The sequence below is a fragment of the Pelomonas parva genome (assembly GCF_043555835.1).
GTDB classification, from domain to species: Bacteria; Pseudomonadota; Gammaproteobacteria; order Burkholderiales; family Burkholderiaceae_C; genus Pelomonas; species Pelomonas parva.
The window spans coordinates 105,441-127,575 of record NZ_JBIGHV010000003.1; the positions used below are offsets into that span (position 1 = coordinate 105,441).

Below are 22,135 nucleotides of genomic sequence, written 5' to 3' on the forward strand. Positions count from 1 at the left end.
TCCTTGGGCGGGTTCATGGCTGCAGCGCCTTCAAGCGTTGGCGGGCCTGATCGGCGGCGCCCTTGTCGGCAGGGTCGTTGAGGGCGAGGCGGTAGGCAGCGACGGCACGCGCGGTGTCACCGGCCGCTTCATGGGCCGCGCCCAGGCCGTGGTGCAGGCGCAGCCTGGGGTTGAGCTGCAGCGCACGCTCCAGGGCGGCCACCGCCGCAGCCGGTTGCTTAAGCGCCAGCAGCGCACGGCCCAGCTCGACATGCAGCTCCGCCTGGCCCGCGTCCTGCAGCAGCTGGCGCTCGATGACCTGGCGCCCGCGCTCGGCGGCGCCGATGTCCAGCAGCGCCCGCGCGAGGTCCAGCTGCACCTGCTGCAGGTCGGCGGTCAGCTGCCGGTCGGCCGCGGGCTGCACGGCGGACAGGCGCTGCTCGGCGAGGTCGAACTGCTTGTCGTGGATGGCGTGCGCAGCCTGCAGCAACAGGCCGCGCGGCGCGTCGATGCGGGCGACCGCCTCGGCCTGCAGCCGCGCCTTGCGCGCGCCGCCGCCCATCAGTGCCGGCAGCGCGAGGTAGAGGCCTTGCAGGTCGCGACGCATCGCGTAATCGGCCGGCGCCAGCGCCACGGCGCGCTCGAAGCGCTCCTGCACCTCGCCGACGCGGCGCATGGCCGTGAAGGTGCCGGCCTCCATCAGCTCGGCGCCGATCAGCAGGCCCAGCGCATGCTGGCAGCGGGCCGACTGCGGCCGGTCCCGCACGCAGGCCTGCACCCGCGGCATCAGCCCGGCGCGCTGGCGCGGCTCGCCGAAGGCCTGGCGGCTCCAGTACCAGAGCGCCGTCTCGTCGAGCGCGTCGCGCGCCAGCCGCTCGCGCGCCAGCGCTTCGAGCGCGGCCGGCTGCCGGGCCAGGTGCAGTTGCTGAAACTCGGCGTCGGTCGCCTGCGACGGTGCGGCGAACGCGGCCAGGGCGAGCGCGGAAAGGAGGAGGTGAAGGCGTGTCATGGGCACCGACTGTGCGAGCCGCCCGCACGCGCTGCCAGCGCCTTGCGACGGGCCACGACACGCCGTGACCGGGCACGGCCGGCGCGGACGGGGCGCGGCGCGCCTGGTCGCCGGCTGGCGTGTGTCGAGCGCGCCGGGCCGTCGCCGGTCGCATGCCGCTGGCTGCCCGCGCGCCATTCACCACAATGCCGGCCATGCCCACCGCGCTGCGCCCGCTGCTGACCGTCCTGCGCCTGAAGCGCCTGCGGGTGACGGCGCTCGCCGCGTCACTGGTGTTGGTCCTGCTGGCGCTGAACTCCAACTGGCGGCTGCTGAAGCTGGCCACCCACGTCTACGTGCCGGCACTCGCGGCGCTGCTGGCCTACAGCGCGCTGGAGCGCTGGCCGCGCCGCCTGCCCCGGCCGCTGGCGCGCTGGGCGCTGCAGGTGGTGGCCGTGACGCTGGTGACGCCGGCCGTCGTGCTGGGCTTCTTCCTGTCGACGATCACGCCGGGCCGGCCGCCGTTCTGGGAGGAGCCCGGCATGATCAACGCGCTGCTGGTGCTGGGCTCGCTGGGCATGCTGGTGTCGTCGTGGGTGGCGATGTCGGCGCTGCTGCGCCAGCGCGACGAGCGCGTGCTGCAGGCCGAGCGGGCGCGCAGCGAGCTGGAGCGCCAGGCGCTGGACGCGCAGCTGCGGCTGCTGCAGGCGCAGGTGGAGCCGCACTTCCTGTTCAACACGCTGGCCAATGTGCAGGCGCTGGTGGACGCCGGCTCGCCGCAGGCCTCGCCGGTGCTGGCCAGCCTGGTGGCCTATCTGCGCGCGGCCGTGCCCCGGCTGTCGGAGCCGCGCAGCCGCCTCGGGCAGGAGCTGGAGATGGTGAACGCCTACCTGGCGCTGATGCAGCTGCGCCTGCCCGACCGGCTGCAGTTCAGCGTGCAGGTCGAGCCCGGCCTGGAGCTGCTGCGCTGCCCGCCGATGACGCTGCTGACGCCTGTAGAGAACGCCGTTAGGCATGGCATCGACCCCAGCCTGGAAGGCGGCCGCATCGACGTGCGCGTGCAGCGCCTGGCGAGCGGCCGCTGCCTGGTGGCGGTGAGCGACACCGGCGTGGGCCTGCAACCCGGCAGCGCGGGCCTGGGCACGGGGCTGTCAACGCTGCGCGAGCGGCTGCGGCTGGCCTTCGACGGTGAGGCCGAGTTGCGCCTGAGCGAGGTGCAGCCGCATGGCATGCTGGTCGAAGTTGAGTTCCCATGCCAGACATGACCACCGCCCTGATCGCCGACGACGAGCCGCTGCTGCGCGACGTGCTGCGCGGCCTGCTCGCGCAGCAGTGGCCCGAGCTGCAGGTGGTCGCCCAGGCACGCAACGGCATCGAGGCCGTGGAGCAGTTCGAGGCGCTGCGACCGGCCGTGTGCTTCCTGGACGTGCACATGCCGGGCCTGTCGGGCATCGAGGTCGCGCGCCGCATCGGCCGCCGCGCCCATGTGGTGTTCATCACCGCCTTCGACCACTACGCGCTGCAGGCCTTCGAGCACGGCGTGTTCGACTACCTCGTCAAGCCCGTTCAGGCCGCGCGGCTGGCCGACACCGCCCAGCGGCTGCGCGAACGGCTGCGGCTGGAGCAGCCCGCCGTCGCCACCGAAGCCCTGCTCACGCAACTGGCCGAGCGTCTCAAGCCGCCCAGCGTTGCCGCGCCCTTGCGCTGGATACGCGCGGCCATCGGGCCCACGGTCCGGTTGATCCCGGTCGACGACATCGACTACCTGCGCTCCGACGAGAAGTACACGCTGGTGGCCTGGCGCGGCGACGGCGGCAAGCCGGCCGAGGCGCTGATCCGCACCTCGCTGAAAACGCTGCTGGAACAACTGGACCCGGCGCAGTTCCAGCAGGTGCACCGCGCCGTCGTCGTCAACCTGCACGCCGTCAGCCACGTGACGCCGGGCCTGAACGAGAAGGCCGACCTGCACTTCAAGCACCGCGCCGAGGTGCTGCCGGTCAGCCGGACCTACCTGCACCTGTTCAAGGCGGAATGAGCGACGGCGGGGGCTTCGCCCGTCGTCACCAGTCCGCCTCCATCGTGCCGCCCTGCAGCTGCATGCTCTTGTCCGTGTACAGGTGGACCTCGAACTTGTTGCCGTCCGGGTCCTCCAGCCAGATCTGCCAGGTGAAGTCGCCGCCCAGCTTCTTCTGCGTGTAGGCCACGCCTTGCGCGTCGAGGTGCGCCATCAGGCCGGCCAGGTCCTGCGTCTCCAGGCAGAAGTGGGCGATGCCGTTGTTCACCACCGGGCCGCGCGCGGGCTCCTCGAACAGCTCCAGATAGCACTTGTCGGCGATCTGCAGGTAGCGCCCGAAGTCCCGGCCCTGACGGGTGAAGTGGAAGACCTCGGTGAAGCCCAGCTTGCCGTAGTAGGCCAGCGAGCGCGGCAGGTCGGTCACGTGCAGGCAGACATGGGCGATGCGTGTGAAGTGCATGATGACCTTTGCGATGGGAAGGACCGGAGGTGTTTTAGGACAGCGCAGTCCCAAGCCGCCGATTTTGGTATCTTTGCGCGCCCGAACCGCACCGAATCTCCTTTGGTGGCGCGGTTTTTTTGTTGATCACCACCCGCTGCTGAAGCCATGAAACTCCCCTTGCTTGGTGCCGCCCTGCTCGCGCTGCTCCCCTTGTTCGCCAGCGCCTACGAGCCCAAGGTCGCAGCGCCGGCCCCGACCGATGCGGGCGAATGGTGGAACGTGCCGTATGCGTTGCCCTTCGACGCCAAGCAGCTCACCCGCAAGCAGAGCGAGGTGAAGGTGAAGGGGAATCTGCTGGTGGACGACAGCGGCCGCACCGTCGTTTTTCGCGGCGTCAACATTGCGGACCCCGACAAGCTGGTCAAGCAAGGCAAGTGGAGCAAGGCGCACTTCGAGGCCGCCAAGTCCTTCGGCTCCAACATCGTGCGGCTGCCCGTGCACCCGATCGCCTGGCGCTCGCGCGGCAGCGAGAACTACCTGAAGCTGATCGACCAGGCGGTGGTGTGGGCCAACGAGCTGGACCTTTACCTGATCGTCGACTGGCACTCGATGGGCAACCCGACCAAGGAGCTGTACTTTCACCCGATGTACGTGACGTCCAAGCAGGAGACGCGCGAGTTCTGGCGCCAGATCGCGGCCCGCTACGCCGGCATCCCGACCATCGCCGTTTACGAGCTGTTCAACGAGCCCACGATCAACAGCGGCAAGCTCGGCGAGGTGGACTGGCAGGAGTGGAAGGCCTTCAACGAGGAGCTGATCTCCATCATCTACGCCCACGACAAGGGCGTCATCCCGCTGGTGGCCGGCTTCAACTGGGCCTACGACCTGTCCCAGGTGGCGCAGCACCCGATCGCGCGCGAAGGCGTGGCCTACGCCATCCACCCCTACCCGCAGAAGAGCAGCGGGCCCTTCCCCGAGGCCTGGGAAAAGGCGTGGGGCTATCTGTCGGAGAAGTACCCGCTGATGGCGACCGAGATCGGCTGGATGCGCGCGGACGAAAAGGGCGCGCACCGACCCGTCATCAGCGACGGCAGCTACGGGCCGCTGATCAGCGACTACTTTGCGAAGAAGGGCATCTCCTTCACCGTCTGGGCCTTCGACCCCGACTGGCCGCCGCAGATGATCTCGGACTGGAACTACACGCCCACCGGGCAGGGCAAATTCTTCCGGGAGTTCATGCTGAAGCAGGCCGAGGCGGAGGCAAAGACCAAGGCCGTCATCAAGCCCTGACCCTCTGCGGCTCAGTGCCCCACGGGCAGCGACGTGCCCTGCTTGTCGTGGCGCCCGAAGCGGTCGATCAGCACGGCACTGGCTTCGTTCAAGCCGACCAGGTCGACGATGGCGCCGCTCTCGCGCAGCTTGAGCACGACCTTGTCCAGCGCGCCCACCGAGGTGATGTCCCAGAAGTGCGCCTGACGCACGTCGATGCGCACGCGCTGCAAGGTTTCCTTGAACTCGAACTGGTCCTCGAACGCTTCCGCCGACGCGAAGAAGACCTGCCCGGTAACGATGTAGACGCGGGTCGCGCCGTCGTCCGCCAGGCTCTCCTGCACGGACATCAGCTGGCTGACCTTGTGCGCGAAGAAGATGCCGCTGAGCAGCACGCCGACACCCACCCCCTGTGCCAGGTCATGCGTCGCCACCGTCACGATGACGGTGGCCAGCATCACGACGGAGGAGCTGACGGGCATGGTGCGCAGCTCCAGCACGGAGCGCCAGTTGAAGGTGCCGATGCTGACCATGATCATCACGGCGACCAGCGCCGCCATCGGAATCATGCTGACCCACGGCCCCAGGAACACGACGAGGATCAGCAGGAACAGCCCGGCGACGAAGGTCGACAGGCGCCCGCGACCGCCGGACTTCACGTTGATGACCGACTGGCCAATCATGGCGCAGCCCGCCATGCCGCCGATGAAGCCGGTGGCCAGGTTGGCCACGCCCTGGCCGACGCACTCGCGGCTCTTGTTGCTGTGCGTGTCGGTCATGTCGTCGACGATGGACGCCGTCATCATCGATTCCAGCAGGCCCACCACCGCCAGCGTCAGCGAGTAGGGCGCGATCAGCCGCAGCGTGTCCCAGGTCCAGGGCACGTCGGGCAGCAGGAAGGTGGGCAGGCTGTCGGGCAGCTTGCCCATGTCGCCGACGGTGCGGATGTCCAGCCCCAGGACGATGGCCAGCGGCGTCAGCACGACGATGGCCACCAGCGGCGACGGCACGGCCTTGGTCACGTAAGGCAGGCCGTAGATGATGGCCAGGCCCGCTGCGGTCATCGCGTAGACATGCCAGGACACGCCCGTCAGCTCGGGCAGCTGCGCCAGGAAGATCAGGATGGCCAGCGCATTGACGAAACCGGTGACCACCGAGCGCGACACGAAGCGCATCAGCAGGCCCAGCTTGAAGACGCCGGCCAGCACCTGGAACACGCCCGTCAGCAACGTGGCGGCGAGCAGGTATTGCAGGCCGTGCTCCTTGACCAGCGTGACCATGACCAGCGCCATGGCGCCGGTCGCGGCGGAAATCATCGCCGGCCGGCCGCCGGTGAAGGCGATCACGACAGCCATGCTGAACGAGGCGTACAGGCCGACCTTGGGGTCAACGCCCGCGATGATGGAAAAGGCGATGGCTTCTGGAATCAGGGCCAGGGCAACGACGAGCCCCGAGAGCAGATCGCCCCGGACATTGCCGAACCATTGTTGGCGCAGAGAAGTGGACATGGGGTGCAGACGGCGATGTTCTGCACGAAGGTGCAGAACAGGGATTGGGAGAAAAGGGGAGGCGAACAACGGACCCGCGAGGCTGCGGGCCGCCCACCGTCAAGGCGGAGTCGCAGCGCGGAAACGGCCCAGCGGCAGGCCGGTCAGCGGGGTGCTGAACATGGCAAGCAGGGCGGATCGGCAAGGGATGGCCATGGCCGGAATTCTAGGGGTGCCCTGTCGGCCCCAAAGTCGCAGTGGGCGAGTCTCTGTGATGCCAAACGAGACGGCGGCCCCACTAAGCAAAAGGCCGGCGCATGGCGCCGGCCCCGTTCTCAGGTCAGAGAACCTACAGGCAGCACAGCCACTGCTGGATGCAGCAGGCGATGTCGCCACAGCAGGCCTGCGTGGCAAAGGCAGCGGCGGAGCCGCTCAGCAGCGCAACGGCCGCACCGATCTTGAAGAGCTTGGATTTCATGGATGTCCTTTCGAGGGTTGATGAATGCGTGAGGCAGGCATCGCCCTAGTCAGGAGGCGTCCAGGGCTCGGGGCGAGAGCCGGCATCGAAAGAAACCTTCGTTGAACACCACTGCAACCCTTCGGCGGCCGGCGCCGCGGGCCGCTGCGGCGCGGGCGCCGGCTGAGGTGCCGCGCAGGTCTGGCAACTTGCCGTGGCGCAATGCGCCATGCCCTCGCAACCTTGAAGACAGCAGTCGCTGTAGCCGGCCGACACACTCGCGACGGCCTGCCCGACGAAGGCCAGGCAACCGAGCAGGACGGCGAGGACGGCAAGCAACTTGCGCATGGGGCAATGATATTGAGCGTGCCGCTACCTGGCCGGCTGGATGGCCGTGACAGTGAACGCGCCATTCACCTTCTCGGCAGTGAACTTGACCTTGTCGCCGTCCTTGAGGCCGTCCAGCATCTTTGGGTCAGCCACCCTGAAGACCATCGTCATGGCGGGCATGTCGAACTGCTTCAGCGGCCCGTGGCGCAAGGTCAGCTTGCCCTGGGCCTTGTCGACCTTGCGGACCTCGCCATCGCTTTGCGGCGCCGCTGCATCGTCGGCGCTGACCGTCACCTTGCCGACCATGCCGGCTTCGAAATGGCCCGGGATGAGGCAAGCGAACTGGAAGTCGCCGGCCTGGGTGAACTGCCAGACGATCTCGCCGCTCTTGCCCGGCTTGACGTGGGCCATGTGCGGCTCGTCATGCTCCATGCCGGGGAACTTCTTCATCAGCTCGGCGTGCTTCTGGAGTTCGTCGGCGGTGCCGAGCACCATCTCATGCAAGACCTGGCCCTTGTTGGTGGCGACCAGCCTGACGGTCTCGCCGCGCTTGACGGTGATGTTGGCCGGCGTGAAGCGCATGGTGTCGGCCATGTCGACGCGGATGGTGCGGGTCGCCTTGGCGGGGTCGCCCTCGCGCCCGAAGGCCGTGTCCTGCACCTTGGCGGCGTCGTAGGTGCGCGCTGCGGCGTGGCCTTCGTTGCCATGCGCCAGCGCGGCGGCCGTGCACAGCGTCAATGCCGCAGCAGCGAATGCTTGTAGCTTCTTCATGGGGACTCCTTCAATGGCCGTCATGGCCGCTGGGTTTGCGGACCTTCAAGGTGTTGGCGTCGGCCTTCGGCGCGGCGGCCCGAGGGGCTGGCGGGGCTTCGGCGGTGTACTCGCTGGCCACCGTGCCGGCGGGGTGCGGGTAGGGTCCGGGGTCCTTGAAATCACCCCGCGCGATGTCGTCGCGGACCTTGACGACGCTGAACATGCCGCCCATGCCGATGGCGCCGAACGGTCCCGTGCCGGTCATCATCGGCAGCGTGTTGTCGGGCAGCGGCATTTCCATCTCGGCCATCTCGTGCATGCCCTTGTCGCCCATGACCATGTAGTCGGGCACCAGCTTCGTGATGCGCTCGGCAATGTCGCGGTGGTCGACGCCGATCATGTTCGGCACGGCGTGCCCCATCGCGTTCATCGTGTGGTGGCTCTTGTGGCAGTGGATGGCCCAGTCGCCCGCGACGGCATTGAACTCGAAGGCGCGCATCTGGCCCACGGCGACATCGGTCGTCACCTCCGGCCAGCGCGCGCTCTTGGGCACCCAGCCGCCGTCGGTGCCGGTCACCTCGAAGTGCGGCCCGTGCATGTGGATGGGGTGGTTGGTCATCGTCAGGTTGCCCACGCGGATGCGCACGCGCTCGCCGGTGCGGGCGACGAAGGGGTCGATGCCCGGGAAGGCGCGGCTGTTCCACGTCCACAGGTTGAAGTCGAGCATCGTGTTGACGCGCGGCGTCGCACTGCCGGGGTCGATGTCGTAGGCGTTCAGGATGAAGCCGTAGTCCCGGTCGACCCGGTACTGCCGGGGGTCGCGGGGGTGGATGATGAAGAGGCCCATCATGCCCATCGCCATCTGCACCATCTCGTCGGCATGCGGGTGGTACATGTGCGTGCCGGGCCGCTGTAGCACGAACTCGTAGACGAAGGTCTTGCCGACGGCTATGGGTGGCTGGGTCAGCCCGGTGACGCCATCCATGCCCGAAGGCAGCAGCACGCCGTGCCAGTGCACACTGGTGACCTCGGGCAGCTTGTTGGTCACGAAGATGCGGATGCGGTCGCCCTCCACCGCCTCGATGGTGGGGCCTGGGCTGGAGCCGTTGTAGCCCCACAGGTTGGCCTTCATGCCCGGCGCGATCTCGCGCACGACGGGTTCGGCGACGAGGTGGAACTCCTTGACGCCGTCCTTCATGCGCCAGGGGAGGGACCAGCCATTGAGCGTCACCAGCGGCTGGAACGGGCGGCCATTGGGCGGCGGGGGTGGCAGTTGCGTTGCGGCCGAGGTCTGGATGACGGCCTCGGGCAGCAGCGCTGCGCCGGCACGGCTGACGGCGGCGGCGCCCAGCAGGCTGGCACCTGCGGCCGTGAAGAAGGTTCTGCGATTGGTCATGGTGGATGTGGGGTTAGTGCCCGGCGGGCTCGTTGGCTGCGGCTGCTCGCGCGGGCGCCATGGCACTGCCACCGGCGGGGGAGCGGCCGGTCAACGCGGTCTGCAGGTTGGCCTCGGCCACCCAGTGGTCGCGCAAGGCCTGCACGGCGTCGGTGACGGCACGCACCTGCTCGCGCGAGTCGGCCAGCAGCTCGAACACGCCGATGAGCATGCCGTTGTAGCGAAGCAGGTTTTCTTCGGAGATGCGCTTGCGCAGTGGCACCACCTCGTCGCGGTAGTGCCTGGCCAAGTCAAAGGCCGTGCGGTAGGCGGAGTAGGCCTCCCGCAGCTCCGATTGCGCGTTGACGGCCACTTCCGCCGTGCGATGGACGGCCTGCAGGTAGGTTGCCTCGGCGCGGCGGGTCCGCGCGGCACCGAAGTCGAACAACGGCACGGCCAGCTCGACTTCATAGCCGTTGGTGCGGTGCTCGCCGGTCTCGCTCTTGTTCTGGTAGCCCAGCTCCAGCGCGTTGATGAAGCGCGTGGCCTTCGTGAGGCCCAGCGACTTCGCGGTCGCCTCTGTCGCGCGCCTCGCCATCAACACGTCGAGCCGCTTGTCTATGGCCGTCTGCTCGGCGTCCTTGGGGTCCACGGGCGCCTGAGGCAGCTCGGGCAGCCGCTCGGGGAGCTTGAAAGCGACCTGCGCACCCGACAGGCCGAGCAGCCGCGTGAGCCGCTCCCGGGCGGCGACGGCCTCGTGCTGCGCCCGCGCGAGGCCGGACGTGGCATCGGCGCGGAAGGCCTGCTCGCGCATCTGCGCCAGCTTGCTGAAGTTGCCCGCCGCGGCCATGCGCTTGGCGAGCTCGTTCGACAGGTCCGCCGCTTCCTTGACCTGATGAAAGTAGGCGACCAGCTCCTGCGCCGCGACGGCGGCGAAGTAGGCGCGGCGGGTGTCTGCGGCGATGCCGACGGCCTCATACGCGGCCTGGAGCTGGGCCTGCTCGAAGTGGCGCTGCTGCACCTGCCGCGCGGCAGGCATCGTCAACAGACCCAGCACATCGAACATCACCGAGCGCTCGATCTCCACCGCGCCGCCGCCCAGCGCCATGCGCCCGAAGCCCAGCACGGGGTTGCGCAGCCGGCCGGCCTCGACGAGGGCCGACTCCGCAATGCCCAGCTGGGCGAAGCTTGCCTGCAGCCCGCGATTGTTGAGCAGCGCCAGTTCGACCGCACTGTCGGCGCTCAGCGGCTGCTGGAGGATTTCGTCCCGGCGCGTGCCGGCAGCATCGGCCTCGGCAGCCGAGCGCTGCGCGGCCACCGGCTGGCCGGTCCGCTCCTTGGTGAGGTCCGAGACCGCGCCCATGCCGCCATCGGGCGAGAAGGACGCGCATCCGGCCAGGATGAGCGTTAGCGAAGCAACGGCAGTGGCGGGCGCCAGCCGTTTGAAAAGGATTTGCATGGTGGGAAGACATCTGCTCGCCGACCCATGAGCGTCGGCCGATGCCCGTGCGTAGGACACACGGGCTCCATCGGGCCTCGCGCGGAGGCCCCGTTGGGTCAGAGGCTTCGGGGTGGCCGTTCCTGGCCGTCGGAGAGGAAGCTCGGCGCGGCAGCCGGCACATCCGGATAGCTGGCCGATGCCAGGCCGCCCGGCTCGGCAATGCCCGGCACGTCACGCAACAGCGGCGTGGCCGAGCAGGACGCGGAACACAGGTTGCATCGGTCGGTCTTGTCAGGATGCGGCGGGGCGTCGCCCTCACCGACCGCACTGGCTGCTGGCTGGCCGTCCAAGTCCATATGGCAGGGCATGGCGCCTTGATCGCCCTGCGCGGCCACGGGGCTCGCCATGGCGCTGCCCGCAGGCGCGCAGACCATGGCAGCCGCGAGCGCGCCCCGCACGGGGAGCAGCACGGCGAGCAACACCAACAGGCAGATGCGCAGGACTTTCACGGCCGAAAGACTAGCAGACGCGGGTTGAGGCTAGACGCCACGCCGGCGATGCTTGCCCGGCTGCAGGCCGCCAAGGCTGCTCCCATGGCCCTCGTGCTCGCCGACCACAGGCGCGGCCGACTCCAGCGAGTCGATGATCGGGCAGTCCGGGCGGTCGTCGCCGTGGCAGCAGTGCACGAGGTGGGCCAGCGTGGCCTTCATCGCCTGCAGATCCTTGAGCTTCTCGTCCAGCTCCTCGATGTGGGCCTGCGCCAGCGCCTTGACCTGGCGGCTGGGCCGCTTGCGGTTCTGCCACAGCCCCAGCAGCTCACGGATCTGCTCGATGGAGAAGCCCAGGTCGCGCGACTGCCGGATGAAGCGCAGCGTCGTCACGTCCTTGTCGGTGTATTGCCGATAGCCCGATTCGCTGCGCGCGGCTTCCGGGAACAGGCCGACGCTCTCGTAGTGCCGGATCATCTTGGCCGACACGCCCGAGGCCTTGGCGGCTTCGCCGATGTTCATGCTCATTGGGTGTCCTTAGGAGCGCTGGCCGCACCACGCCAGCGCCGCAGCGTCAGCGCGTTGGCCACCACGCTGACGCTACTGAAGGCCATCGCGGCGCCGGCGATGACCGGGTTCAGCAGGCCTAAAGCGGCGAGCGGGATGCCCAGCACGTTGTAGCCAAACGCCCAGAACAGGCCCTGCTTGATCTTGGAGTAGGTGCGCCGCGACACGTCCAGCGAGTCCGCCACCAGGCGCAGGTCGCCGCGCATCAGCGTGATGCCGGCCGTCTCCGTCGCCACATCGGCGCCGCCGGCCATCGCATAGGACACCGAAGCCGCCGCGAGCGCCGGGCCGTCGTTGAGGCCGTCGCCCACGAAGGCCACCACCGCGCCCTCGTCGCACAGCTGCTTGACGACAGCCGCCTTGTCGCCAGGCAGCACCTCGGCGCGGACTTCGGCTATGCCCAGCTGCTGCGCCACCGCCTGCGCGGCACCGTGGTTGTCGCCCGTCAGCATGACGGTGCGGATGCCCAGCTCGTGCAGGCGGGCCACGGCGGCGCCGGCGGAGGCCTTCACGGTGTCGCCGAAAGCCAGCAGGCCCAGCACGCGCCTCCGGTCGCCCTCCGAGCCGATGAGCCAGGACACGGTCTTGCCTTCACTTTCAAGCCGGCTAGCGTCGGACTGCGCTGCGCCTTCGTCCAGGCCCAGTTCGCGCAACAACCGCGTGCTGCCGAGCGCCACCTTCTGGCCGCGCACCATGCCCTCGACGCCTCGGCCAGGGAGGGCCACCACCTGTTGCGCCTCCGGCACCGGCACACGCTCGTCACGGGCCTTGTCCATGACGGCGACGGCCAGCGGATGGCTGCTGGACTTCTGCAGAGCGGCGGCCAACCGCAAAACCTCCTCGCGGCTCAGGCCCTCAGCCGGCACCACGGCCGCGAGCGAAGGCTTGCCCTCGGTCAACGTGCCGGTCTTGTCGAACGCCACCACGGTCACGGCATGCGCCACCTCCAGCGCCTCCGCGTCCTTGATGAGGATGCCGTGGCGGGCCGCCACCCCGGTGCCGACCATGATGGCGGTCGGTGTCGCCAGGCCCAGCGCGCAGGGGCAGGCGATCACCAGCACGGCCACGGCGTTGATCAGTGCGAACTCCCAGTTGCCGGTCCACAGCACCCAGCCGAGGAAGGTCGCCAGGGCGATGCCCAGCACGACGGGCACGAACACGGCGCTGACGCGGTCGACGATGCGCTGGATGGGCGCCTTGCCGGCCTGGGCGGACTCGACCATGCGGATGATGCGCGCCAGCGTCGTCTCGGCACCGATGGCGGTCGTGCGCACGGTCAGCAAGCCCTCCGCATTGATGGCGCCGCCGGTCACCTTGTCGCCCACACCCTTGGCCACCGGCAGGCTCTCGCCGGTGATGAGCGATTCGTCGATGTGGCTGCGCCCCTCGACGATCTCTGCGTCGACGGCGACCCGGTCGCCCGGGCGGACGATGACGAGGTCGCCGACCACCACCTGCTCGACCGGGATGTCCGACTCGACCCCGTCGCGGCGCACCCGCGCGCTGGCCGGCCTCAGCGCATTGAGCGAGCGGATGGCGTCGGTCGTCTGGCGCTTGGCCCGATGCTCCAGCCACTTGCCCAGCAGCACGAGGGTGATGACGGCGGCAGAGGCCTCGAAGTAGAGATGCGGCATGCCATGCGCGGCATGCTTGATGAGCAGGTAGACGGACAGCCCGTAGGCCGCCGAGGTACCCAGCGCGACCAGCAAGTCCATGTTGCCCGTGCCGGCCAGTACCGCCTTCCAGCCGGCACGATAGAAGCGCCAGCCCAGCCAGAACTGCACCGGGGTCGCCAGCGCGAGCTGCACCCAGCCGTCCATCATCCAGTCGACGCCGAACAGCGCAAGGAGCATCGGCGCCATCAGCGGCACGGTTAGCGAGGCCCCGACCGCCACCGGCCACCAGTCCGGGGCGAGGCCCGCCTGTGGCTGCGCCTCGCCCTGGCCGTCACTGGCGGTATAGCCCGCCTTGGCGACGGCCGACTTCAGTGCGGCGACCGGCACCGTGGACAGCGCCTGGACGGTGGCCTTCTCCGTGGCCAGGTTGACGGACGCACTGGTGACCCCCGGCACCTTGAGCAGCGCCTTCTCCACCCTGGCCACGCACGATGCGCAGGTCATGCCTTGCACCTGCAGCACCGTCTGCGTCGTCGCGACGTCGTAGCCGGCCTTGCGCACGGCGGCAGCCAGCGTCTGCGCGCTGACCGAGGCGTCGACGCTGACCGAGGCTTGCTCGGTGGCCAGGTTGACGCTAGCCGCCTGGACGCCCGGCACGGCCTTGAGCGTCTTCTCGACGCGCAGCACGCAGGAGGCACAGGTCATGCCCGTCACCTGCAGCTTGATGCCGAGTGGATTAGAGAGTTCAGCAGTGCTCATGGCGACCTCGGATGCGATTCGATCTCGGCATCGTCAAGGTTCCAACGCTGGCAAGGTCAAGGGTCCTTGCGGAAATCCCACAAGAATTGCGTGGATTCTGCGCCTGCGGTGTTGACCTTCCCACTGTGGAAGGCCTGAAAGTACCCCCACCAATCCACTCAGTCCTCAGGACGACACCATGCTTACCTTCGAAATCAACGACATGACCTGCGGTCACTGCGTCAGCGCCATCACCAAGGCGCTGAAGGCTGCTGACCCAGCAGCCAAGGTGCACATCGACCTGGCCAGCCACCGCGTGCAGGTCGAATCGGCCTCGGCCGACGCCGAGGAACTGGCCGACGCCATCAGGGACGCCGGCTACAGCGCCATGCCGCTGCCGCCGACTCCAGCCGCCTAAGGCAGCCGATAGACCGGCGTGTCCTGGCCGAAGTTGATGATCAGCGGCTCCTGCGCATGCTTCACCCGTTGCGCGATCGCCTTGGTCGCGTCCCTGGCGTACTTGCCCAGCTCGAACATGCTGACGACGCGGTCGACGTTCAGGTCGGGCTTGCTGTTGTTGTTCAGGCCGTTGAGCAGCGTGTGCGTGAACAGGCCGTTGCCTTCATAGCCGTCCAGCGCCTCTTCCGTGGAGCTGGCCGAGGCAAAGATGTGCAGGCCCATGCGCTTGGCCATCACGCTGACCCGCGCGTCGTACAGCCCGCTGACGACGCCGCCCATGCCACCGGCGTGGCAGGTGTCCAGCACATACAGCTGCGTCAGCGCCTTGATGCGCTTGGAGAACTCGATGATCTCGTTGGCGCTGATCATGCTGGCGGGGTTGAGGCCGCCGTCGTAGTCGCTGGTGACCATGTAGTACTGGTCGCCCAGCAGCACGCCGTGGCCGGCGACGAACAGCAGGAAGTGGTCGGTCGACCTGGCGCGCGCGGCGATGCCGTCGATCTTGTCGAGGATGCCCTGGCGGCTGGCCTGCGCATTGGCCAGGGTCTCCACCGTGATGTTCTCGGGCCCGTAGATGCCGGCGGCCTGGGCCTGCCATCTGGCCGAGACATCGCGCGAATCCTTGGCGGCAAAGTTCAGCCGGGCCGACTTGTCCTTGTACTCGTCGATGCCGATCGCCAGGATGTGCAGGCGCGGCGCCACCGGGCGCTGGGTGGACGTGTAGGTGGTGGACACGCCCTCGGACTGGATGGAGTTCTGCGCATTGAAGGCCACGACCTCGATGTCGTTCACGCCCGGCACGGGGTCGATGTCGGCAAAGGACTCGACCAGCTCGGCGTTGCGCGCCTGGGTCAGCACCGCGCCCGCCGGTGCGCTGTCGGTGGAGCCCTGCTTCAGGCTGCGCATCTGCGCCAGCATCTCGTCCGGGTTGATCTGCGCGACGCTCTTGACGAGGGTGCGCTCGGGCATGCTGCGCGAGACGCCGTCCGACTTGACGAGCTTGCCGTTGTGGAACACCCGCACATCGCCAATGCCACCGCCACCAGCCTTGACGCGGTAGGCGACGCGGACACTGCCGGCCTCCCCCGGCCCGGGCGCCTGCACGCGCTCCACCACGGGCGGCGCATGCTTGACGGCGTCCTGGATGGAGATCGCCACCAGCGACGACACATCCTTGCCGGCCAGCGTGGCCTCGACGATGTCGGGCCGGTAGAACAGGTCGTAGAACTGGTCGATGCCGTAGACCGCCATGCCGATGCGGATGTTGACGTTCTTCGCTGCCTTGAGGGACGAGGTCGCGAAGTAGCCGCTGGGCGTCAGTGAAATCCATTCGCCGTCGTTGAAGCGGATGTGCTGCACCAGCTCCGCGCCGCTGGCCACATCCCACACCCGGCTGGTGGCGTCCATGCCGGCGGACACGACCTGGGTGCCGGCGCGGTTGAACATCACGGCGCTGATGCTGTCCGTGTGGCCCGAGAACTTGCCGATCTGGCGGCCCGAGGCGATGTCCCAGTGCTTGATCAGCAGCTCGCTGACGCCGTTCTGGTAGCCCTCGCTGGACACGGCGGTGCGGCCGTCCGGGCTGAAGGCGAGCGACGTCACGTAGCCGGCATGGCCGTCGAACCCGCGGACCTCCTTGCCCGAGCGGACATCCCAGAGCCGGATGTTCCTGTCATTCGGGATGCCGGAGCGCAGCGCCCCGGTCAGCGCGAACTGCCCGTCAGGGCTGATGGCGGCCGCCGTGACCGCGCCGCCGTGACCGGTCTTGATGTCGAAGAGATAGCCGCTCACCGAGCGGGCCGCATAGAAGGTGCTGGCGACTGCACCGCTGCCGACGTCGAACAGGTTCAGCGAGTGCCGCCGCATGGTGGCCGTGACGTCGTTGCCCGCCATGTCCTTGTAGTTGCCGGGTGCGTGGTCGAAGTCCTGCATGAACTGCGCTGCGGCAATCGCCTGGCGGCCATTGGGCAGGAAGGCCACCGGGCTCGATCCGTCCGCGATGTACTTGCCTCGGAAGTCGAGCAGCGGCGCGCCGGAAGCGGCATCCCACAGCTTGACGCTGCCCTCGCCCTTCTGGCGCGACGTGGAGATGACCCGGCTGCCGTCCGGGCTGAAGGCCGCGTTGAGCACCACGGCCGTGTGGCCGGCAAAGGTCTTTAGCTCGGCGCCGGTGTTGAAGTCCCAGGTCTTGAGCGTCTTGTCGTCGCTGGCGGTCAGCATGCGCTGGCCGTCGGGGCTGAAGGCGACCGCGTTGATCGGGTGCTCATGGCCCTGGTAGGCGCGCAGGCCTCTGCCGGTCTCCAGCGACCACAGGTGGAACGAGGGCCGCTCCGAGAAGCTCCAGGCCGCGTTCAGCGCGAGCTTGCCGTCCGGGCTGCGCGCCAAGGCCGAGCTGCCCGGCGCCGCGCCCGACAGCGAGCCCACCGCCTGGCCGCTCGCGATGTCCCAGATGCTGGTGGCGCCCATGCTGGCGGCGAGCAGGGTCCGGCCATCCGGCGCATAGGCCATGGCGGCGACCAGGTTGCGGCCTTCGACGGAATACAGCCGCTGCTGGCCGCCGTCGAACGAACGCACCTCGGCGCCCGTGTCGATGTCCCAGATGCGCACCTGCGTGTTGGCCATGCTGGCCGACGCGATGTGCCGGCCGTCGGGGCTCAGCGCCACGGCGGTCAGGCGGTTGTCATGGGCCACCCAGCTGCGCAGGCCCTGGCCGGTCGCGACCTGCCAGGTGCGCACCGTCTTGTCCGCCGCGCCCGAGACCAGCCGCTGCCCATCCGGCGTGAAGGCCAGGCTGGCGACGCGGCCCTTGTGGCCCGACAACGTGCGCACCAGCTCGCCGGTCGCGCTGTCCCAGAGCTTGATCGTCGCGTCGCTGTGCCCCGAGGCGACCCGCTTGCCGTCGGGGCTGTAGGCCACGGCCCAGACGCCGCCGCTCTTCGTGTCGAACTGCAAGGCCGGGCGCCAGCCGGGCACGGCAAGCAGCGTCAGCGCGCCCGCCCGGTGGCCCAGCAGCACCTGCTGCCCATCCGGGCTGAAGGCTATCGAGCTGACCGAACCCAGGCCGGGCAAGGTCTGCAAGGCCTTGCCGGTCGCGAGGTTCCACACCTGGACCATGGTGTTGCTGGCCGACAGCGCCAGCTGCCCGTCCGGGCTGATGGCCACCGCGTCGATGCCGCCGGCATGCCGGTCCCACGAGCGGATCTCACGGCGATCGCGCAGGCGCCAATAGACCAGCTTCTTCTCGCTGCCGCCGGTCAGCGCGTAGGCGCCATCCTGGCTGATGGCGACGGCCTGCACCAGGCCGGAGTGGCCCTTCTGCACGAAGACCTCCACCTCCTGCTGCGCCAGCGCGCGCGCCGGCAGCAAGGCCAGCGCCAGGATGCAGGCCAGCACGCGCATGGCCTTCACTCCAGCTTCAGCTGCGACAGCGCCGACAGGCCTTCGGCGATGTGCTTGGCAATCAGGCCGCGGTTGGTGATCTGGTGCTTCTCGACGGCGTTCCAGGCGCTGGCGCCGTCCGAATGCACTGTCTTGATGAGCTGCTTCATGACCACTGCGTCCGTCAACGTGGCTACCAGCGTCCACTCGGCCTCCATCTCCAGCGTCATGGCGGAGAAGATGTTGAAGTGCCAGCCCTCCATCACGGGCACTTTCCTGATGACTACCTTCAGCGTGTAGTCGGCCCCCGGCTCCGAGTACAGCTCGGCGAAGACCCCGGACTTCTGGATGGCCTGCTGGATGTTGTGGGTCCATTCCGGCAGCTTGGTCTCGGTCATCACCTGCACGCTGCCCACGGCGGGCGGCGTTTCCAGCGTGACGCTGGCAAACACCGACTTGGCGTGCTGGCGCAGCGCGGGCTGGGTGTCGGCATCCGCCGCCAGGGCGCTGCCGGCCAGGCCAAGCGCCAGTGCAAGCAGGGCGGCGCGCCGCAGCATCTTTTTCACGTCACCAGTCCCCCGTCGAGCTGAAGAAACCCCGGCCGGACCACGCCGAGCCTTCATCGTGTGCCGGGCGCCGCCCCGGGCGGCCGGCGCATGGGGTCAGGTGTTGATTGCCCCGAGCGAGGATAGCGCCGAAGCGGCGACCCGCTGGGTCGGGTATGCCTGGGCGCCGGCCGTGGCGCCTGGCATGTCAGCACCGCCGGTCACGCGCCACACGGCCGGCGGCGCGCGCCGCCAGGCCCAGCAGCAGGGCAGCCACCGCGGCCAGGGCCGCCAGCGGGGCCAGCGGGATGTCGACAGCCGGCGCGGGCGGCTCGAAGCGCGGCAGGCGCGCGAAGTCCGCAGCCTCGAACTTGCGCTCCTCGAACAGGTAGGGGTAGAGCTGGTGGCGCAGCCGCCTGTGGAAGGCGGTGATGGCGTCCTGGTAGGCCAGCTGGGCCAGCAGGTCGGTGCCGGCCACGCGATGCAGCACGGCCTGCAGGCCCACGCCGGGCAGCGCGAAGCCCAGCCCCTCGGTCGCCTGCTGGCGGGCCAGCAGCGCCGCACGGTAGGCGGCCACCTGCGGCGCCACGCGCTCGTCGCCCAGTTGCTGGAAGGCGTAGTACCACTTCCAGTGGAAGCCGGCCGGCAAGGGCGCGGTGTGCTGCCACTGCGGATGGCTTTGGTAGAAGCGCGCCAGCGTGTCCTCGCGGGAGATGTCCCACGCGCCGTGCACGGCCTGGCGTTGGGCCAGCATCAGGTCCACCCCCTGCTGCACCGGCACGGCACGGCTCAGCACCGCGCCGCCCAGCGTGGGCAGCACCAGCGTCAGCAGGGCCCAGCCGCCCATCAGCGCCGTCGCGTTGGCCACCGAGCTGCCGCCGCGCAGGCCTACCAGCAGGGCCAGGCCGGTCCAGCAGGCGATGTAGGCCAGCAGCGCCAGCATGACGGCCGCCAGCGCGGCGACCGGCATGCCGCTGACCACGCCGCCTGCCAGCACGGGCAGCAGCACACACAGCGCCGCCAGTCCCGCCCGCAGCCCGGCGCGCCGCAGCCACAGCGCGCGGCCGGCGCCGGGCAGCGCCAGCAGCGTGGCCAGCCGGCCGGACTGGCGCTCGCTGCTGACCAGGTCGTACAGCAGCGCAATGAGGAACAGCGGCAACAGGTAGACCGCAACGAAGGCCAGGTCGAAGCGGCCGGCCAGCGCCAGCTCGGGGTTGTAGGTCTCGCCCTCGTGCAGTTGGGTCTGCAGCGCCAGCGCCCGCACGCGCAGCACATAGGGCGTGGCGTCGCGCAGGCCCAAAGCAAGGAAGGCGGCCGGTGTGGGCTCGTCCCAGGTGCCCAGGAAGGCGTAGTAGCCCACCGTGCCGGCGTCGCCATTGCGCGTCAGCTTGGGCGCCTGGCGGGCCAGCTCCTCGCGCTGCAGCTCGGCGACGCGGGCGATGGTGTCTTGCTGGCGCTGCACCTCGCGCAGGCCGCTGACAACAGCCACGGTGGACAGCGCGAGCAACAGCAGCAGCGCCGCCATGGCCCAGCGGGAGCGGCTCAGCAGCCGCCATTCAAAGCGCAGCGCGCTCATCGCGTCGCTCCCTGCAGGCGCCGGCTGGCCCAGACCAACGCGGCGCCCAGGGCCAGCAGCCAGGCCGCCAGCACGCCCGCCATCGGGACGATGCGCTGCAGCGTGGCAGCGGCCGGCTCGGGCTGGAAGCGGAAGGCCGCCAGCCCGTGCCAGTGGTCCTTGCTGATGCGGCTCTCGCGGCTGTTGCGGTCGGTGGCCCAGCTCAGCTGCTGGGCCTGCAGGCGGTTGAGCGCCTGCACCATGGCGTAGCGGTGCTGCTCGGCCTGGTCCAGGAAGCGCTGGTAGCTGGGCAGGTCGGTACCCGCCGCGCCCATGGACAGGCGGCGCAGCGCGATGACCGGGCTCAGCGCCGAGAACAGCGCCACCTGCTGCAGCTGCGCCTGCTGGCGCGCGAAGCTCTCGCGGCCGTAGCGTTCGAACAGCGCGCTGGTCAGGCGCTCGCCCTCCATGCCCACCAGGCCCTTGTAGTTGACCGGCAGGTCTTCCACGCGCGAGACGCCATATTGCGCCAGCACCTGGCGGCGGAACTGGCTGAAGTGGGGGTTGTCGGGGTTGTGGCTGTCGCCCAGCGCGGCCAGGTCGCGCGCGACGGCGATGTCGGTCTCCAGGCGCGTGGGCAGCGGCCGGGCCGCCGTGGCCAGCTCAGGCGCCAAGCGCGGCAGCAGCACCACGCCGACGGTCCAGACGGCCAGCAGCGCCAGCAGCGCGTCGCGCCCGTGACGTGCCAGTGCGGACACCAGCACCACGCCCAGCGCCCACAGCGCCAGCCACGCCGCATAGGCCAGCGCGACCGCCAGCGCCAGCGGCGCGCTGGCCGGGTTGTCCGCTGCGATGGCGGCCAGCGCCACACCGGCCGGCAGCAACATCAGCGCCGCCACCCCCGCCAGCGCCAGCAGTTTGCCGGCCACCAGCTGGCCGGGGCGCAGGCCCTGCGCCATCAGCACGCGCAGCAGGCCGCTCTCGCGCTCGCGGGCGACGGCCGCATGGCCGATGAACACCAGCAGCAGCGGCGCCAGCACCTGCAGCACGAAGGCCGGCGTCAGCTGGCCGAAGCGCAGCAGCAGCGAGGACTGGCGCACGTCGCCGAAGTTGGCGCTGTTCTGGCGGTGGCCTTCGAGGAACAGCGTGTGGCCGGTGAAGGGGTCGATGCCAGCGTCGAAGGCCGCCAGCGCATTCAGCGGCCGGAACACGAAGTGGCCGTAATGCACCATGCGGTGCGGGTGGCGGTCGGGCTGGGCGTCGAACTCGTGGTCCACCTGGGCCTGGTGGCGCTGGCGGTCGGCCTGGGCGGCGCGGCGCTGGTCCCAGGCGGTGAAGGCGGCCACCGTGCCCAGCAGCAGCAGCAGCGCCAGGCCCAGCATGGCGACGCGGTCGCGGCGCATCAGCCGCCATTCCTCCCGCGCGATGCGGCGCACCGCGCTCACTGGTGCACCCTTCGGCCTGCGGCCTGTCCCGCCAAGCGGGAGCGAGCTTGCTTGGGGCGGCCCGGCGTGGCGCTCATGCGGCGACCTCGGCAGCCGCGTAGTGGCGGTGCAGCGCGCGCACGTCGAAGCGCTCTGGCCCGTGGGCTGCCACTTCCTCGACCATGCGCCCGGCCAGCAGGAAGCCGATGCGGTCGGCCACGTCGGCCGCGCCCAGCAGGTCGTGCGTGACCATCAGCACGGCCACGCCGCGCGCGCGCAGCTGGCCCAGCAGGCGGCTGAACTCGGCGCTGGCCTGCGGGTCCAGGCCGGAGGTGGGCTCGTCCAGCAGCAGCGCCGGCACATGGCGGGCCAGTGCCAGCGCGATGGCCACCTTCTGGCGCATGCCCTTGGAGAAGCCAGCCACGCGGCGGTCGTGGGCGGCGGCGTCAAGCCCGGCCGCGTTCAGCGCCTCGCGGATGGCGGCGTCGCTGGCCGGCTGGCCGGCCAGGTCCAGCAGGTAGGCCAGGTTCTCGCGGGCGCTCAGGTGCTCGTACAGCGCGACGTTCTCGGGGATGTAGGCGATCTGACGGCGCACGCCGGCGGCGTCGGCGGCAGGGTCGATGCCGCCCACGCGCACGCGGCCGGCACGGGCCTGCACGAAACCCAGCAGCAGGCTGATGGTGGTGGTCTTGCCGGCGCCGTTGGCGCCCAGCAGCGCGTAGATCTCGCCGGGGGCAACGCACAGGGTCAGGCCTTGCAGCACGTCGCGGTCGCCGTAGCCGACCACGGCGTCAGCGATGTCCAGCAGCGGAGAGGAGGTGATGGTCATC

The 22,135-nt window shown here is 69.7% G+C and carries 20 protein-coding genes; 4 read left to right on the forward strand and 16 right to left on the reverse strand.

Annotation, left to right across the window (positions count from 1 at the left end; genetic code table 11):
* Positions 1-13: 13 nt before the first annotated feature.
* The gene (locus ACG00Y_RS08085) at positions 14-988 is read right to left on the reverse strand and encodes a tetratricopeptide repeat protein (RefSeq protein ID WP_394477669.1); all 975 of its coding nucleotides are present in this window, start codon (positions 986-988) and stop codon (positions 14-16) included.
* 194 nt (positions 989-1,182) lie between these two features.
* On the opposite strand from ACG00Y_RS08085, the gene ACG00Y_RS08090 reads away from it, so the two are divergent.
* A complete protein-coding gene (locus tag ACG00Y_RS08090; RefSeq protein ID WP_394477671.1) occupies positions 1,183-2,232 on the forward strand; it encodes a sensor histidine kinase in 1,050 nt (349 codons plus the stop codon).
* A complete protein-coding gene (locus tag ACG00Y_RS08095) occupies positions 2,229-3,002 on the forward strand; it encodes a LytR/AlgR family response regulator transcription factor (RefSeq protein ID WP_394477674.1) in 774 nt (257 codons plus the stop codon). The genes ACG00Y_RS08090 and ACG00Y_RS08095 overlap by 4 nt, the downstream gene beginning before the upstream one ends.
* Before the next feature lie 25 nt (positions 3,003-3,027).
* Here the strand turns inward: ACG00Y_RS08095 and ACG00Y_RS08100 are convergent, their stop codons facing one another.
* Entirely contained in the window at positions 3,028-3,441 is a 414-nt protein-coding gene (locus ACG00Y_RS08100) for a VOC family protein (protein WP_394477675.1), read from the reverse strand.
* Between the two features lie 147 nt (positions 3,442-3,588).
* Here ACG00Y_RS08100 and ACG00Y_RS08105 point away from each other — a divergent pair, with 147 nt between their 5' ends.
* Complete coding sequence (locus ACG00Y_RS08105) at positions 3,589-4,713, forward strand: glycoside hydrolase family 5 protein (RefSeq protein WP_394477677.1); 1,125 nt, start codon at positions 3,589-3,591, stop codon at positions 4,711-4,713.
* Positions 4,714-4,724: 11 nt separating this feature from the next.
* Here ACG00Y_RS08105 and ACG00Y_RS08110 read toward each other — a convergent pair whose 3' ends face one another.
* From ACG00Y_RS08110 to ACG00Y_RS08150, 9 genes are all read right to left on the reverse strand, one after another.
* Positions 4,725-6,200 (reverse strand): SulP family inorganic anion transporter, encoded by a 1,476-nt coding sequence (locus ACG00Y_RS08110; protein WP_394477678.1) that lies wholly within the window; start codon positions 6,198-6,200, stop codon positions 4,725-4,727.
* Between the two features lie 328 nt (positions 6,201-6,528).
* Positions 6,529-6,657, reverse strand: coding sequence for a hypothetical protein (locus ACG00Y_RS08115; RefSeq protein WP_394477680.1), 129 nt, complete (start codon positions 6,655-6,657; stop codon positions 6,529-6,531).
* 45 nt (positions 6,658-6,702) lie between these two features.
* Entirely contained in the window at positions 6,703-6,984 is a 282-nt protein-coding gene (locus tag ACG00Y_RS08120; RefSeq protein ID WP_394477681.1) for a hypothetical protein, read from the reverse strand.
* 24 nt (positions 6,985-7,008) lie between these two features.
* Positions 7,009-7,737, reverse strand: coding sequence for a copper-binding protein (locus ACG00Y_RS08125; protein WP_394477683.1), 729 nt, complete (start codon positions 7,735-7,737; stop codon positions 7,009-7,011).
* A 10-nt stretch (positions 7,738-7,747) separates the two neighbouring features.
* A complete protein-coding gene (locus tag ACG00Y_RS08130; RefSeq protein WP_394477685.1) occupies positions 7,748-9,115 on the reverse strand; it encodes a multicopper oxidase family protein in 1,368 nt (455 codons plus the stop codon).
* A 13-nt stretch (positions 9,116-9,128) separates the two neighbouring features.
* Positions 9,129-10,553: a TolC family protein gene (locus ACG00Y_RS08135; RefSeq protein ID WP_394477686.1), complete on the reverse strand. Its 1,425-nt coding sequence runs from the start codon at positions 10,551-10,553 to the stop codon at positions 9,129-9,131.
* A gap of 98 nt (positions 10,554-10,651) precedes the next feature.
* A complete protein-coding gene (locus ACG00Y_RS08140) occupies positions 10,652-11,044 on the reverse strand; it encodes a hypothetical protein (protein ID WP_394477688.1) in 393 nt (130 codons plus the stop codon).
* 30 nt (positions 11,045-11,074) lie between these two features.
* A complete protein-coding gene (gene cueR, locus ACG00Y_RS08145) occupies positions 11,075-11,551 on the reverse strand; it encodes a Cu(I)-responsive transcriptional regulator (RefSeq protein WP_394477689.1) in 477 nt (158 codons plus the stop codon).
* Positions 11,548-13,965: a heavy metal translocating P-type ATPase gene (locus ACG00Y_RS08150; protein WP_394477691.1), complete on the reverse strand. Its 2,418-nt coding sequence runs from the start codon at positions 13,963-13,965 to the stop codon at positions 11,548-11,550. The genes cueR and ACG00Y_RS08150 overlap by 4 nt, the downstream gene beginning before the upstream one ends.
* Before the next feature lie 178 nt (positions 13,966-14,143).
* On the opposite strand from ACG00Y_RS08150, the gene ACG00Y_RS08155 reads away from it, so the two are divergent.
* Positions 14,144-14,362: a heavy-metal-associated domain-containing protein gene (locus tag ACG00Y_RS08155; RefSeq protein WP_394477692.1), complete on the forward strand. Its 219-nt coding sequence runs from the start codon at positions 14,144-14,146 to the stop codon at positions 14,360-14,362.
* On the opposite strand, the gene ACG00Y_RS08160 is transcribed toward ACG00Y_RS08155, so the two are convergent.
* From ACG00Y_RS08160 to ACG00Y_RS08180, 5 genes are all read right to left on the reverse strand, one after another.
* Positions 14,359-17,802 (reverse strand): caspase family protein, encoded by a 3,444-nt coding sequence (locus ACG00Y_RS08160; RefSeq protein ID WP_394477693.1) that lies wholly within the window; start codon positions 17,800-17,802, stop codon positions 14,359-14,361. The genes ACG00Y_RS08155 and ACG00Y_RS08160 overlap by 4 nt on opposite strands.
* A 5-nt stretch (positions 17,803-17,807) precedes the next feature.
* Positions 17,808-18,347, reverse strand: coding sequence for a hypothetical protein (locus ACG00Y_RS08165; RefSeq protein ID WP_394477695.1), 540 nt, complete (start codon positions 18,345-18,347; stop codon positions 17,808-17,810).
* 187 nt (positions 18,348-18,534) lie between these two features.
* Positions 18,535-19,902 (reverse strand): DUF3526 domain-containing protein, encoded by a 1,368-nt coding sequence (locus ACG00Y_RS08170; protein WP_394477697.1) that lies wholly within the window; start codon positions 19,900-19,902, stop codon positions 18,535-18,537.
* Positions 19,899-21,326 (reverse strand): DUF3526 domain-containing protein, encoded by a 1,428-nt coding sequence (locus ACG00Y_RS08175; RefSeq protein WP_394477698.1) that lies wholly within the window; start codon positions 21,324-21,326, stop codon positions 19,899-19,901. The genes ACG00Y_RS08170 and ACG00Y_RS08175 overlap by 4 nt, the downstream gene beginning before the upstream one ends.
* A 73-nt stretch (positions 21,327-21,399) precedes the next feature.
* Complete coding sequence (locus ACG00Y_RS08180) at positions 21,400-22,134, reverse strand: ABC transporter ATP-binding protein (protein WP_394477700.1); 735 nt, start codon at positions 22,132-22,134, stop codon at positions 21,400-21,402.
* Position 22,135: the final 1 nt, after the last annotated feature.